The sequence below is a fragment of the Klebsiella sp. R390 genome (genome assembly GCF_051131745.1).
Taxonomy (GTDB): Bacteria; Pseudomonadota; Gammaproteobacteria; order Enterobacterales; family Enterobacteriaceae; genus Klebsiella.
Window position 1 is genome coordinate 3989784 of sequence record NZ_CP180445.1, and the last position, 14631, is coordinate 4004414.

General features: G+C 58.7%; 8 protein-coding genes. 7 read left to right on the plus strand and 1 reads right to left on the minus strand.

Going from position 1 to position 14631, the window contains the following annotated elements:
- Positions 1–289: 289 nt before the first annotated feature.
- Positions 290–1141: a 3-mercaptopyruvate sulfurtransferase gene (sseA, locus tag ACMYSP_RS18770; RefSeq protein ID WP_434583548.1), complete on the minus strand. Its 852-nt coding sequence runs from the start codon at positions 1139–1141 to the stop codon at positions 290–292.
- A gap of 351 nt (positions 1142–1492) precedes the next feature.
- Between sseA and ACMYSP_RS18775 the strand changes: the two genes are divergently transcribed.
- From ACMYSP_RS18775 to hisS, 7 genes are all read left to right on the plus strand, one after another.
- Positions 1493–6439 carry an alpha-2-macroglobulin family protein gene (locus ACMYSP_RS18775; RefSeq protein ID WP_434583550.1) on the plus strand — a complete coding sequence of 1649 codons (4947 nt, stop codon included), beginning with the start codon at positions 1493–1495 and terminating at the stop codon, positions 6437–6439.
- Complete coding sequence (pbpC, locus tag ACMYSP_RS18780; protein WP_434583552.1) at positions 6440–8764, plus strand: peptidoglycan glycosyltransferase PbpC; 2325 nt, start codon at positions 6440–6442, stop codon at positions 8762–8764.
- 161 nt (positions 8765–8925) lie between these two features.
- On the plus strand, positions 8926–9357 hold the full coding sequence (ndk, locus tag ACMYSP_RS18785; protein ID WP_041146713.1) for a nucleoside-diphosphate kinase: 432 nt from the start codon (positions 8926–8928) through the stop codon (positions 9355–9357).
- Between the two features lie 333 nt (positions 9358–9690).
- Positions 9691–10857, plus strand: a complete 1167-nt coding sequence (locus ACMYSP_RS18790) for a bifunctional tRNA (adenosine(37)-C2)-methyltransferase TrmG/ribosomal RNA large subunit methyltransferase RlmN (RefSeq protein WP_434583553.1) — start codon at positions 9691–9693, stop codon at positions 10855–10857.
- A 272-nt stretch (positions 10858–11129) separates the two neighbouring features.
- Entirely contained in the window at positions 11130–12107 is a 978-nt protein-coding gene (gene rodZ, locus ACMYSP_RS18795) for a cytoskeleton protein RodZ (protein WP_434583554.1), read from the plus strand.
- 26 nt (positions 12108–12133) lie between these two features.
- Positions 12134–13255: a flavodoxin-dependent (E)-4-hydroxy-3-methylbut-2-enyl-diphosphate synthase gene (gene ispG, locus ACMYSP_RS18800; protein ID WP_123755372.1), complete on the plus strand. Its 1122-nt coding sequence runs from the start codon at positions 12134–12136 to the stop codon at positions 13253–13255.
- 91 nt (positions 13256–13346) lie between these two features.
- Positions 13347–14621: a histidine--tRNA ligase gene (gene hisS / locus ACMYSP_RS18805; RefSeq protein WP_434583555.1), complete on the plus strand. Its 1275-nt coding sequence runs from the start codon at positions 13347–13349 to the stop codon at positions 14619–14621.
- Positions 14622–14631: the final 10 nt, after the last annotated feature.

The window sequence follows — 14631 nt, forward strand, 5'->3', positions numbered from 1 at the left end:
ATGGCAATAATTTGCTGTTCAAAATATTAATATCACCGTAAGTAATAGCCTGTTCCATTGGGCTATTTTATTGGTCATCCTGGCCCAGGGCCGTGTTCACAATGATTTATCTTTGCTCCGTTTTCATAATACCCGAAGAGGGAACAAAACGAATCAATTCCTCACGTACTGCGCGTACGTGAGGTTATTCTGCGTGGCTTGTGTTCAGGCTGGCAGTTGCAATGTGCACCTGTCGGGATTGGCGCGACACGCCATCTCGTTGGCTGAGTTAATGGCGTGAAACCCAGCCCTAAGATTGCGCCGGCTCGATCGGCAGATCGCTACGTGCACCCCATTCGCTCCATGAGCCGTCATACAGACAAACGCCGTTGACGCCCAGCGTGGTCAGCGCCAGCACGACTACCGCCGCCGTGACGCCTGAGCCGCAGCTGGCGATAATCGGCCGATCAAAATCCACGCCCTGGCGAATGAAAATATCATTCAGTTCATCAACAGTTTTGAGTTCACCGTTAATTACCAGATCGCCCCACGGTACGTTGAGCGCCCCGGGAATATGGCCGCGACGCAGCCCCGGACGAGGCTCATCGGCCAGGCCATTAAAGCGGGGGGCCGGGCGCGCATCGACGATCTGCGCCGATCCTTCATGGCTGACCAACAGCACATCGGTCAGACGTTTGATCACCAGTGGATCGAAACGCCCATCAAATTCACCTTCTGCTCGTTCAGGGTTCCCTTGTTCCAGCAGCCGTTCCTCACGCTGCCAGCCGGCCAGGCCCCCGGCGAGAATCGAGACGTTTGCCACACCAAAGGTACGCAGCATCCACCATGCTCGCGGCGCTGAAAAGAGGTTGCCTTCATCGTAGACCACCAGATGTTTATCGCTGCTCACGCCCAGTTCACGCATGGCGACGGCGAACGCTTCCGCCCGCGGCATCATATGCGGCAGCGGGCTGGTGTGATCGGACAGGGCTTCAATATCGAAAAAAAGCGCACCGGGAATATGGCCGGCGCGATATTCCGCATCCATATCGCGCAACGCTTCCTGGCCCGCCGGGGCCATTCGTGCATCGATTATTTGGATTTCCGGGTCATCAAGATGTTCCGCTAACCAGTCAGCGGCGACAAAAAACGAAGTGGACATGGCTGCCTCCGTGTCATCAATAATAGATAGATTGTTGATGTTTTTGCCCTGACCGACAAGGCATTTTCACCGGAAGGCGACCGGAATGTGATACGCCCCCATAGCGCTCTGTGGACGGAATATTAAAAAGCCTGCTGATGCAGATAGCGCCAGGCGTATTGCGCGTACAGCCCAGCGGCGTTTTCTACTACCTCATTGTTCACAGTACTGCACTAATGTCTCATTCGTTCCGGGCTGAATACCCGGTGTCAGCCCGGCAGAACAAATCGTCCCCGATTGGTAATTCTGCCTGCGACGCATAATAATGAGTGCACGATAGGTATCTGGCTGTTTGGGCCAAGGGGTTAAAGGATGAAACCATTTCGTTTAGCGGCAGTGTCGCTGGCGCTGCTGACCGCACTCTCACTCACCGGGTGTGACGACAGCAGTAAAACAGAGGCCGTCGCGCCTGCGGCGTCTCCCGCGGCGAAGGAGGAGGGGGCAAAACTTGATAGCACCCAACTGGCGGCGCTGGCGGAAAAAAGTAAAGGCAAAGCGCTGACCCTGCTCGATGCCTCGGAGCTCCAGCTGGATGGCGCCGCGGCGCTGGTGCTGACGTTTTCCGTGCCGTTAAAGCCGGATCAGGATTTCTCCCGCAGCGTGCACCTGGTCGATAAAAAAAGCGGCAAGGTTGACGGTGCCTGGGAACTCTCGCCTGATCTGAAAACGCTGCGACTGCGCCACCTTGAACCCAAACGTGAGCTGATTGTCTCCGTCGACCCGACGCTGGTTGCGCTGAACGCAGCGACCTTCGATACCTCATTTGAAAAAACCATCACCACCCGGGATATTGCCCCCAGCGTGGGCTTTGCCAGCCGCGGTTCGCTGCTGCCGGGTAAAGTGGTGGCCGGGCTGCCGGTGATGGCGCTGAACGTGGATAACGTCGACGTCAATTTTTACCGCGTCAAACCCGAATCGCTGTCGGCGTTCGTCAGTCAGTGGGAATATCGTAATTCATTGAGTAACTGGGAATCCGACGAGCTGCTGAAAATGGCCGAGCTGGTTTACACCGGACGTTTCGACCTCAACCCGGCGCGTAATACCCGGGAGAAACTGCTGCTGCCGCTGGCGGATATTCAACCGTTACAGCAGCCAGGCGTCTATGTGGCGGTCATGAACCCGGCGGGACGCTATAGCTACAGCAACGCCGCGACCCTGTTTACGCTGAGCGATATCGGCATGTCGGCGCACCGCTACCATAACCGGCTGGATGTCTTTACCCAGAGCCTGGAAAACGGCGCGGCGCAATCTGACATTGAAGTGCAACTGTTGAATGCCAAAGGACAGACGCTGGCCCAGGCGAAAAGCGACAGCCAGGGTCATGTGACGCTGCAAACCGACAAAGACGCAGCGCTGTTGCTGGCCCGCAAAGAGGGTCAGACGACGTTGCTGGATCTCAAACTTCCCGCGCTGGATCTGGCCGAGTTCTCGATTGCCGGTGCGCCAGGGTTCAGTAAACAGTTCTTTATGTTTGGCCCGCGCGATCTCTACCGCCCTGGAGAGACGGTCATTCTTAACGCGCTGCTGCGTGATGGCGACGGTAAACCGCTGGCCGAGCAGCCGGTAAAACTGGAAGTGGTTCAGCCGGATGGTCAGGTGATCCGTTCGCAGGTCAGCAAGCCGGTCAACGGCCTGTATCAGTTTATCTATCCCCTGGGTAGCGATGCGGCTACCGGCATGTGGCATATTCGCGCCAGCACCGGCGACAACCAGCCGCGCGAATGGGATTTCCACGTCGAAGACTTTATGCCGGAACGTATGGCGTTGAATCTGACGCCGCAAAACGCGCCGCTCGCCCCGGATGCCGACGTCCGCTTCGCGGTGGCCGGCGCCTATTTGTACGGCGCTCCGGCAAGCGGCAACCAGCTGCAGGGCAAGCTGTTCCTGCGCCCACTGCGTGACGCGGTGGCCGCTCTGCCGGGCTTCCAGTTTGGCGATATTGCGGAGGAAAACCTCTCCCGGAGCCTCGATGAAGTCCAGATGACGCTCGACGATAAAGGGCATGGTGAAGTGACCACCGCCAGCCAGTGGCAGGAGAGCCATTCGCCGCTGCAGGTGATCCTCCAGGCCAGCCTGCTGGAGTCCGGCGGTCGTCCGGTCACCCGCACCGTGCAACAAGCGATCTGGCCTGCGGATACTCTGCCGGGGATCCGTCCCGAATTTGCCCTCAAAGAGGTGTATGACTACCGCACCGACAGTACCGTGAAGCAGCCGGTGGTCGATGAAAACAGCACCGCCGCGTTTGACGTTGTCTATGCCGATGCCAAAGGCGAGAAAAAAGCGGTCTCCGGCCTGCAGGTCCGTCTGATTCGCGAGCGTCGCGACTACTACTGGAACTGGTCAGACAGCGAAGGCTGGCAGTCGCAGTTTGATCAAAAAGATCTGCAGGAAGGTGAAACCTCGCTGGATATTCCGGCCGGGCAAACCGCGAAGGTGAGCTTCCCGGTGGAATGGGGTTCTTACCGCCTGGAGGTCAAAGGCCCGGATGATTCGGTCAGCAGCGTGCGTTTCTGGGCAGGCTACAGCTGGCAGGATAACAGTGACGGCACGGGGGCGGCGCGCCCGGATCGGGTCACCATGAAGCTGGATAAAGCGGCCTATAAACCCGGCGATACCATCAAGCTGCAGATCGCCGCGCCTGCCGCCGGCAAAGGCTATGCGATGGTTGAATCCAGCGAAGGCCCGCTGTGGTGGCAGGAGATTGACGTCCCGGCAAGTGGAATGGAACTGTCGATTCCGGTCGATAAAACCTGGAACCGTCACGACCTTTACCTCAGCACGTTGGTGATTCGTCCCGGAGATAAATCCCGCTCCGCAACGCCGAAACGGGCGGTTGGCCTGCTGCATCTGCCGCTGGGTGACGAAAACCGTCGTCTGAAGCTGGCGCTGGAGACACCTGAAAAAATGCGTCCGAATCAGCCGCTGACGGTGAAAGTCAAAGCCAGCGTGCAGCAGGGCGATGTGCCAAAACAGGTGAACGTCCTGCTCTCCGCCGTGGATAGCGGCGTGTTGAATATTACCGATTACGCGACGCCGGACCCGTGGAATGCCTTCTTCGGTCAGAAACGCTACGGCGCGGATATTTATGATATCTACGGTCAGGTCATTGAGGGCCAGGGGCGTCTGGCCAGCCTGCGCTTCGGCGGTGACGGCGATGAGCTTAAACGCGGCGGTAAACCTCCGGTGAACCACGTCACCATTATTGCCCAACAGGCGCAGCCGGTGGTGCTTAATGAGCAGGGCGAAGGTGAGGTGACGCTGCCGATTGGCGACTTTAACGGTGAGCTGCGGGTTATGGCGCAGGCGTGGACCGCCGATGACTTTGGCAGCAGCGACCAGAAGGTGGTGGTCGCCGCGCCGGTGATCGCGGAGCTTAACACGCCACGCTTCCTCGCCAGCGGCGACACAACCCGGCTGGCGCTGGATCTCAGCAACCTGACCGACCGACCGCAAACCCTGAACGTTACGCTGAACGCCGGCGGCCTGTTGCAGCTCGATGGCGGGGCCATCCCGCCGGTACAGCTGGCGCCCGGCGCCCGCAGCACATTGTTTATTCCGGTGCGTGCGCGGGAAGGTTTCGGTGATGGTCAGGTGAACGCCACGATTGACGGTCTGACCCTGCCGGGCGAGACGTTCGCTGCCATCCAGAAACAGTGGAAGATTGGCGTGCGTCCGGCCTTCCCGGCACAAACGGTGAACAGCGGCGTGGTGCTGCAGCCGGGAGAGCAGTGGCAGGTACCGGCAGCACAAACCCAGGGCTTCTCGCCGGCGACCCTCCAGGGGCAACTGGTGCTCAGCGGCAAGCCGCCGCTTAACCTGGCACGCTATATCCGCGATCTGAAAGCGTACCCGTATGGCTGCCTGGAGCAGACCGCCAGCGGGCTGTTCCCGTCGCTTTACACCAACGCAGCGCAGCTAAAAACGTGGGGGATTGTCGGCGACAGCGACGAGAAACGCCGCGCGGCGGTGGAGATCGGGATCTCCCGCCTGCTGAATATGCAGCGTGCTGACGGGGGATTCGCCCTGTGGGACAAAGACGGGCCGGAAGAGTACTGGCTGACCGCCTACGCAATGGATTTCCTCGTGCGCGCTGGCGAGCAAGGCTATAGCGTACCGACCCAGGCGTTGAATAACGGTAATCAGCGTCTGCTGCGCTACCTGCAGGAGCCGGGGCTGATGACAGTGCGCTACAGCGATGATGCCGCCGCCAGCCGTTTCGCCGCTCAGGCCTATGCGGCGCTGGTGCTGGCGCGTCAGCAAAAAGCCCCGCTGGGTGCATTGCGTGAAATCTGGAACCGGCATGAGCAGGCGCGTTCCGGCCTGTCGCTGCTGCAACTGGGGATCGCCCTGAAAGCGATGGGGGATGCTCCGCGCGGCGATCGGGCGCTGGAGCTGGCGATGACCACTCCGCGTCAGGATCAGAACCGCTGGCTTGGCGATTATGGCAGCGCGTTGCGCGACGATGCGCTGAAGCTGGCGCTGCTCGAGGAGAACAAACTGCTGCCGGAAGCACAGACCCGCTTACTGAGCGCGCTGGCAGAAGAGGCCTACGGCCAGCGCTGGCTCTCGACCCAGGAGACCAACGCTTTGTTCCTCGCAGGCCGGACGTTGCAGAATTTACCCGGCAACTGGCAGGCGCAGACCTCGCTGCAGGCGCAGCCGCTCTCCGCGGATAAACCGCTGACTCAAAACCTGAGCGCCGATCGCCTGGCGACCCTGCAGGTCAGCAACACCGGGAATCAGCCGCTGTGGCTGCGTGTCGATAGCAGCGGTTATCCGCTGACCGCACCGCAGCCAGCGGGGAACGTGCTGGGCATCGAGCGCCATGTTTTCGATACTCACGGTCAGCAGAAATCGCTGAGCTCGCTACGCAGCGGTGAACTGGTGCTGGTGAAACTTGAAGTGACCGCCAACAGAAACGTGCCGGATGCGCTGGTGGTGGATCTGCTGCCGGCGGGGCTGGAGCTGGAAAACCAGAACCTGGCGAACAGCAGCGCCAGCCTGCAGGAGAATGGCGAAGGGGTGCAGAACCTGCTGAACCAGATGCAGCAGGCGGATATTCAACATATCGAATTCCGCGACGATCGCTTTGTCGCCGCGGTGGCGATTAATGAAGGGCAGCCGGTCACGCTGGTGTATCTGGCCCGCGCGGTGACGCCGGGAACCTATCAGGTTCCGCAACCGCAGGTGGAATCCATGTATGTTCCGCAATGGCGGGCAACCGGCGCGGCCAGCGGCCCGCTGGTGATTACACCATAAATGTGGCGCTGGTTGCATCTAACCCGCCGCTGGCGCTGGCTGGCGGCGGGCATTGTTATACTCTGGCTGGTGGTACTGGCCGCTGACCGTCTGTGGCCGCTGCCGCTTAATGAGGTAGTGCCGGCCCGGGTGGTGGTGGCAGAAGACGGTACGCCGCTGTGGCGGTTCGCCGATAGTCAGGGCGTCTGGCGCTATCCGGTGACCCTGAATGATGTGTCACCGCGTTATCTTGAGGCGCTGATCCAGTATGAAGATCGCTGGTTCTGGCGCCATCCTGGTGTTAACCCGTTGTCGGTGTTGCGCGCGGCCTGGCAGGATATGCGCGCCGGACGGGTGATCTCCGGCGGCAGTACGCTGACCATGCAGGTCGCCCGCCTGCTCGACCCTCATCCCCGCACTTTCGGTGGCAAGCTGCGCCAGCTTTGGCGTGCGTTGCAGCTGGAATGGCACCTGTCGAAAAGCGATATTCTGACCCTGTACCTTAATCGTGCCCCCTTTGGCGGTACGCTCCAGGGGATTGGTGCCGCCAGTTGGGCCTATCTCGGGAAACCGCCGGCGCAGCTGAGCTACGGTGAGGCGGCGCTGCTGGCGGTACTGCCGCAGGCGCCGAGCCGTTTACGCCCCGATCGCTGGCCGCAGCGGGCTCAGGCTGCCCGGGATAAGGTGCTGGAGAGAATGCGCACTCAGGGCGTCTGGCCTGGCAGCGAGGTGCAGGAAGCAAAGGAAGAACCGGTCTGGCTGTTCCCGCGGCAGATGCCGCAGCTGGCGCCGCTTTTCTCGCGTCGTATGCTGGCAAGTAGCCGTGAGGAGAAAGTGGTGACTACTCTGGATGCCGGGCTTCAGCGGCAGCTGGAAGACCTGACCCTCAACTGGAAATCACGGTTGCCGCCGCGCAGCTCGCTGGCGATTGTGGTAGTCGACCATACCAACATGCGCGTGCGTGGTTGGGTGGGCTCAGCGGATATCACCGACGATAGCCGCTTCGGTCATATCGATATGGTGTCAGCGGTTCGCTCTCCGGGTTCGGTATTAAAACCCTTTGTCTACGGTATGGCGCTGGACGATGGGCTGATTCATCCGGCCTCGTTGTTACAGGATGTTCCGCGGCGCTTTAGCGATTATCGTCCGGGAAATTTTGACAGCGGCTTTCATGGCCCGGTCAGCGCCAGCGACGCGTTGGTGCGCTCGCTGAATTTGCCGGCGGTGCAGGTGCTTGAAGCCTACGGGCCGAAGCGCTTTGCTGCTACCTTACGCAACGCCGGCCTGCCGCTGATGCTACCGGCGGGTGCAGAGCCAAACCTGTCGCTGATCCTCGGCGGGGCGGGGGCGAAACTGGAGGATATCGTGGCTGGCTATAGCGCCTTCGCCCGCCACGGCAATGCCGCACGGCTGCGAATGACACCGGATGCGCCGCTGGTGGAAAGGCCGCTGCTGTCGCCGGGCGCGGCGTGGATCGTCCGACGAATCCTGGCCGGTGAAGCGCAGCCGGTGCCGGATGCCTCTTTGCCACAGGTGGTGCCGCTGGCGTGGAAAACCGGCACCAGCTACGGCTATCGCGATGCCTGGGCAATTGGCGTGAACGCCCGGTATCTGATCGGTATCTGGACCGGCAGGCCGGACGGTACGCCGGTGGTGGGGCAGTTTGGTTTTGCCAGTGCGGTGCCGTTGTTAAATCAGGTCAATAATATGCTGCTGGCTCGGCCGATGACGGGGCGCGACGGACTGCCCGTCGACCCGCGACCGGCGTCGGTGAGCGCGGCGACGATTTGCTGGCCGGGCGGGCAGAGCCTGGCGGCGGGAGACAGCAACTGCCGTCGGCGGCTGGCGACATGGCTGCTGGACGGCAGTCAGCCGCCGACGCTGTTGCTTCCGGGTCAGGAAGGGGCGCGCGGCATTCGCTTCCCGGTGTGGACTGATGGGCAAGGACGGCGCGTGGCGGCAGACTGCCCCGGTGCCGTCGAGCGGCGGGTCGATGTCTGGCCGCTGCCGCTTGAACCCTGGCTGCCGGCGAGCGAGCGACGTAGCGCCAGGCTGGGGCCGGTTTCCGCGGATTGTCCGCCGCCGCAGGTCTCGGATGTCGCCCCGCTGGTGTTGACCGGCGTAGGGGACGGCGCGGTGATCAAACGCCTGCCGGGAGCGGCGCGGGTAATGCTGTCGTTGCAGACCAGCGGTGGTGAAGGGCGGCGCTGGTGGTTCCTCAATGGTGAACCGCAGGCGGCGTCCGGCAGCAGTGCAACCGTGCCGCTGGAGCAGCCCGGCCGCTATCAGCTGGTGGTGATGGAGGAAAGTGGCCAGATTGCTACCGCGAATTTCACGCTGCAATAAGTGGAACAGGTATTGATTGGCTGTATTTGTTGTTGAAGGTCGCTTTTTTTTAAAAAAATGTTACCTAAACACATAGGCAACGGCGGCAGATGATGATTATAATTCGCGCCGTATTTATCGGTCTCATCTGCGAAACAGAACAACATATATAAGAGGTTATCATGGCTATTGAACGTACTTTTTCCATCATCAAACCAAACGCGGTGGCAAAAAACGTTATTGGCGGCATCTTTTCTCGCTTTGAAGCTGCAGGGTTTAAAATTGTCGGCACTAAAATGCTGCATCTGACCGTTGAGCAGGCTCGCGGTTTCTATGCTGAGCACGAAGGTCGTCCGTTCTTTGACGGTCTGGTTGAGTTCATGACCTCTGGCCCGATCGTGGTTTCCGTTCTGGAAAGCGAAAATGCCGTGCAGCGTCACCGTGACCTGCTGGGTGCAACTAACCCGGACAACGCGCTGGCAGGCACCCTGCGCGCAGACTACGCTGACAGCTTTACCGAGAACGGCACCCACGGTTCCGACTCTGTTGAGTCTGCGGCTCGCGAAATCGCGTTCTTCTTTGCGGAAGGCGAGGTTTGCCCGCGCACTCGCTAATCTCCTGCGTCTTTCACGCCACTGCTTTGTTGGCTTCATTCGCGCACCCCGGTCACATAGTTATCTATGCTCCCGGGGATTTGCGAACTTGCCGCCTCGCCGTGACCTGAAATACTTTGGCGATCCTGGTCCTCGTCTTTTCGATAACCGGAGAGCCGTAGAGGATTCAGTACGCAGTAACAGATTTTTTCATCATTGCCGCGTGCAAACGTGGTATTGATACGCCAGAATTTGTACAATGCAGCGCCCCTGAACGAGCACTCGTTCTCAGGGGCGTTTCTTTTTTCAACCCTCCTGGGGCCATAACGTGTAACAACGAGGCCGGAATCGATTATGTCTGAACATATTGTCACACCTGATAACGCCGCTCTGCCGGTGCCGAACAAAGATGCCAAAATCAACCTGCTGGATCTGAACCGTCAGCAGATGCGCGAGTTTTTCAAAAACATGGGCGAAAAGCCTTTCCGCGCCGATCAGGTGATGAAATGGATGTATCACTATTGCAGCGATGATTTTGATGATATGACCGATATCAACAAAGTGCTGCGCAACAAACTCAAAGAAGTCGCGGAGATCCGTGCACCGGAAGTGGTCGAAGAGCAACGCTCCAGCGACGGCACCATCAAATGGGCGATTGCCGTTGGCGATCAGCGCGTTGAAACGGTCTATATTCCGGAAGACGATCGCGCCACTCTGTGCGTCTCGTCGCAGGTCGGCTGTGCATTAGAGTGTAAATTCTGCTCGACGGCACAGCAGGGCTTTAACCGTAACCTGCGGGTGTCTGAAATCATCGGCCAGGTCTGGCGCGCGGCGAAAATCGTCGGCGCGGCCAAAATTACCGGCCAGCGCCCGATTACGAACGTGGTGATGATGGGGATGGGCGAGCCGCTGCTGAACCTGACCAACGTCGTACCGGCGATGGAAATCATGCTCGATGACTTCGGTTTTGGCCTGTCAAAACGTCGCGTCACGCTGTCTACCTCTGGCGTCGTGCCGGCGCTGGATAAGCTTGGCGATATGATCGATGTGGCGCTGGCGATCTCCTTGCATGCGCCGAACGATACGATTCGTGATGAGATCGTGCCGATCAACAAAAAATATAATATTGAGACTTTCCTGAACTCGGTTCGCGGCTATATTGCTAAGTCCAACGCCAACCAGGGTCGTGTCACCATTGAGTACGTAATGCTCGATCACGTCAACGATGGCACCGAGCATGCACATGAACTGGCTGCGCTGTTGAAAGATACGCCGTGCAAGATCAACCTGATCCCATGGAACCCGTTCCCGGGCGCGCCGTATGGCCGTAGCTCCAACAGCCGCATCGACCGTTTCTCCAAGGTCCTGATGGATTATGGTTTCACCACCATCGTCCGTAAAACCCGCGGAGACGACATCGATGCCGCCTGCGGTCAGCTGGCCGGCGACGTTATCGACCGTACCAAACGTACGATGCGTAAACGTATGCAGGGTGAAGCAATTGAGGTGAAAACGGTCTGATAAATAACGCAGCGCGCGTCATAAAGCGCGTGCTGCGTATTTAAGCCTAATCGCCAGGCGAAATACGCCAGTTCAGGCAATAATTACGGTGCGTTTCTGTCGACTTTGAGGCAGTATGTAGCGGCACTACAACCGCTTAGCATGCAGTATTGATAAGTATATGTGAGAGTTAGCCAGGCGGATTTATACTCATTGTATGTCGTTTAGCAGATGTTTCGCGGCGCGGGTCTGACCGGCGCTGAACTTTAAATTCACGTACCAGTAGTTGTCGAATGAATACTGAAGCCACTCAAGACCATCAAGAAGCAAATACCACGGGCGCGCGTCTGCGTAATGCCCGCGAACAACTCGGACTCAGCCAGCAAGCGGTGGCTGAGCGCTTATGCCTGAAAGTGTCCACGGTCCGTGACATTGAAGACGATAAGGCGCCTGCCGATCTGGCTTCCACCTTCCTGCGCGGTTATATCCGCTCCTATGCGCGTCTTGTCCACATCCCGGAAGAAGAACTGTTGCCAATGATGGCAAAACAGGCCCCGATTCGTGCGGCAAAAGTTGCGCCGATGCAGAGCTTCTCTCTGGGCAAACGCCGTAAAAAGCGTGACGGCTGGCTGATGAGCTTCACCTGGTTGGTACTGTTCGTGGTGATTGGCCTCAGCGGTGCCTGGTGGTGGCAAGACCATAAAGCGCAGCAGGCAGAGATCACTTCAATGGCCGATCAGTCGACCGCGGAGCTAAATGCCGGCGACGGCAACCAGAATATTCCGCTGGATACCGGAGCAAGCAGCACAGCGCCGGACAACGCGGGCGACATCGCCAACAGCGCACCGGTTGATACCACACCAGCGCCAGCGGCCACTGCTCAGGCGCCAGCAGACAACAACGCCGTAGTGGCGCCGTCTCAGGCCAACGTTGATACTGCCGCAGCGACACCGGCTCCGACCACGCCGTTGCCAACTAACCCGGCTGACGCTACCGCAACCGCGGCTGCCGCTCAGGACCTGGTGCTGAACTTTTCTGCTGACTGCTGGCTGGAAGTCAGCGATGCGACCGGCAAAAAACTGTTCAGCGGTTTACAGCGTAAGGGCGGTAACCTGAACCTCAGCGGTCAGGCTCCTTACAAACTGAAAATCGGTGCTCCGGCAGCCGTACAGATTCAGTATCTGGGTAAACCCGTCGATTTAAGTCGTTTTATCAGAACTAACCAGGTTGCGCGTCTGACCCTCAGTGCCGAACCAGCTGCGGCGCAGTAACAGACGGGTAACGCGGGAGATTTTTCATGCATAACCAGGCTCCGATTCAACGTAGAAAATCGAAACGTATTTACGTTGGGAATGTGCCGATTGGCGATGGCGCCCCCATCGCCGTCCAGTCGATGACCAATACGCGCACCACCGATGTGGAAGCGACAGTAAATCAAATCAAAGCCTTAGAACGCGTTGGCGCGGATATTGTCCGCGTCTCGGTGCCAACGATGGATGCGGCAGAGGCGTTCAGACTCATCAAACAGCAGGTCAATGTACCGCTGGTCGCCGATATCCACTTTGATTACCGTATCGCCCTGAAAGTGGCGGAGTACGGTGTGGATTGCCTGCGTATCAACCCGGGCAACATCGGCAACGAAGAGCGTATCCGCACGGTAGTGGATTGTGCTCGCGATAAAAATATTCCGATCCGTATCGGCGTCAACGCCGGTTCGCTGGAAAAAGATCTGCAGGAAAAATACGGTGAACCGACGCCGCAGGCGCTGCTCGAATCAGCGATGCGCCACGTCGATCATCTCGATCGTCTGAACTTCGATCAATTCAAGGTCAGCGTGAAGGCGTCGGATGTGTTCCTGGCCGTTGAATCGTATCGTCTGCTGGCAAAGCAGATCGATCAACCGCTGCACCTCGGGATCACTGAAGCCGGCGGCGCGCGCAGTGGCGCAGTGAAGTCGGCGATCGGGCTCGGTCTGCTGCTTAACGAAGGGATCGGCGACACCCTGCGCGTTTCGCTGGCGGCGGATCCTGTTGAAGAGATCAAGGTTGGATTCGATATCCTGAAATCTCTGCGTATTCGCGCCCGCGGCATTAACTTTATCGCCTGCCCAACCTGCTCACGTCAGGAATTTGACGTGATCGGCACCGTCAACGCGCTGGAACAGCGCCTGGAAGACATCATCACGCCGATGGATATTTCGATTATCGGCTGTGTGGTGAACGGTCCTGGCGAAGCCCTGGTATCGACACTCGGGGTAACCGGCGGCAATAAAAAAAGCGGCCTGTATGAAGATGGCGTGCGCAGGGACCGACTGGATAACGACGATATGATCGATCAGCTGGAAGCGCGAATTCGTGCCAAAGCCTCGATGCTCGACGAAGCGCGTCGTATCGACGTTCAGCAGGTCGAAGAGAAATAATCTGGGGCGGTATATCACTTCCCGTGTATGATTGAACCTGCAGACGCGCGGCGTCGGGGTTCATTTTTGTATATATATAAAGAGATTAAACGTGGCAAAGAACATTCAAGCCATCCGTGGCATGAACGATTATCTGCCGGGCGAGACCGCTCTCTGGCAGCGCATTGAAGGCTCACTGAAACAGGTACTCGGCAGCTACGGTTATAGCGAAATCCGTTTGCCGATTGTAGAGCAGACCCCGTTATTCAAACGCGCGATCGGTGAAGTCACCGACGTGGTTGAAAAAGAGATGTATACCTTCGAAGACCGCAATGGCGATAGCCTGACGCTGCGTCCGGAAGGGACGGCGGGCTGCGTACGTGCCGGCATCGAACATGGTCTCCTGTACAATCAAGAACAGCGCCTGTGGTACGTCGGGCCGATGTTCCGCCACGAACGTCCGCAAAAAGGGCGTTATCGTCAGTTCCACCAGATGGGTGTTGAAGTCTTTGGCCTGCAGGGCCCGGATATTGACGCTGAACTGATCATGCTGACCGCTCGCTGGTGGCGTGAACTGGGGATTGCCGATCACGTCGCGCTGGAGCTGAACTCTATTGGTTCGCTGGAAGCTCGCGCCACCTATCGTGATGCGCTGGTCGCCTATCTCGAGCAGTTTAAAGATAAGCTCGACGAAGACTGCAAACGCCGCATGTACACCAACCCGCTGCGCGTTCTGGATTCCAAAAATCCGGAAGTGCAGGCGCTGCTGAACGACGCACCTGCGTTAGGCGACTATCTGGATGAAGATTCTAAAGCGCATTTCGCCGGGCTGTGTGCTCTGCTGGATGACGCCGGTATTCGCTATACCGTGAACCAGCGCCTGGTACGCGGACTGGATTACTACAACCGTACCGTGTTTGAGTGGGTGACTACCAGTCTCGGCTCGCAGGGAACGGTGTGTGCCGGCGGTCGTTACGATGGCCTGGTGGAGCAGCTGGGCGGGCGTGCAACGCCGGGTGTGGGCTTCGCGATGGGTCTGGAACGTCTTGTTTTACTGGTCCAGGCAGTTAATCCGGAATTTAAAGCCGATTCCGTTGTCGATATATACCTGGTAGCCTCCGGCACCGACACCCAGTCCGCCGCAATGCGTCTGGCTGAGCGGGTTCGCGATGCGCTGCCTGGCCTTAAGCTGATGACTAACCACGGCGGCGGCAACTTTAAGAAGCAGTTTGCACGCGCGGACAAATGGGGCGCTCGTGTTGCTCTGGTGGTCGGCGAGTCAGAAATTGCTGACGGAAACGTGGTGGTGAAGGATTTACGCTCAGGTGAGCAAACTACCGTAACGCAGGATAGCGTTGCTGCGCACTTGCGCGCACTACTGGGTTAATCTCCCGGGA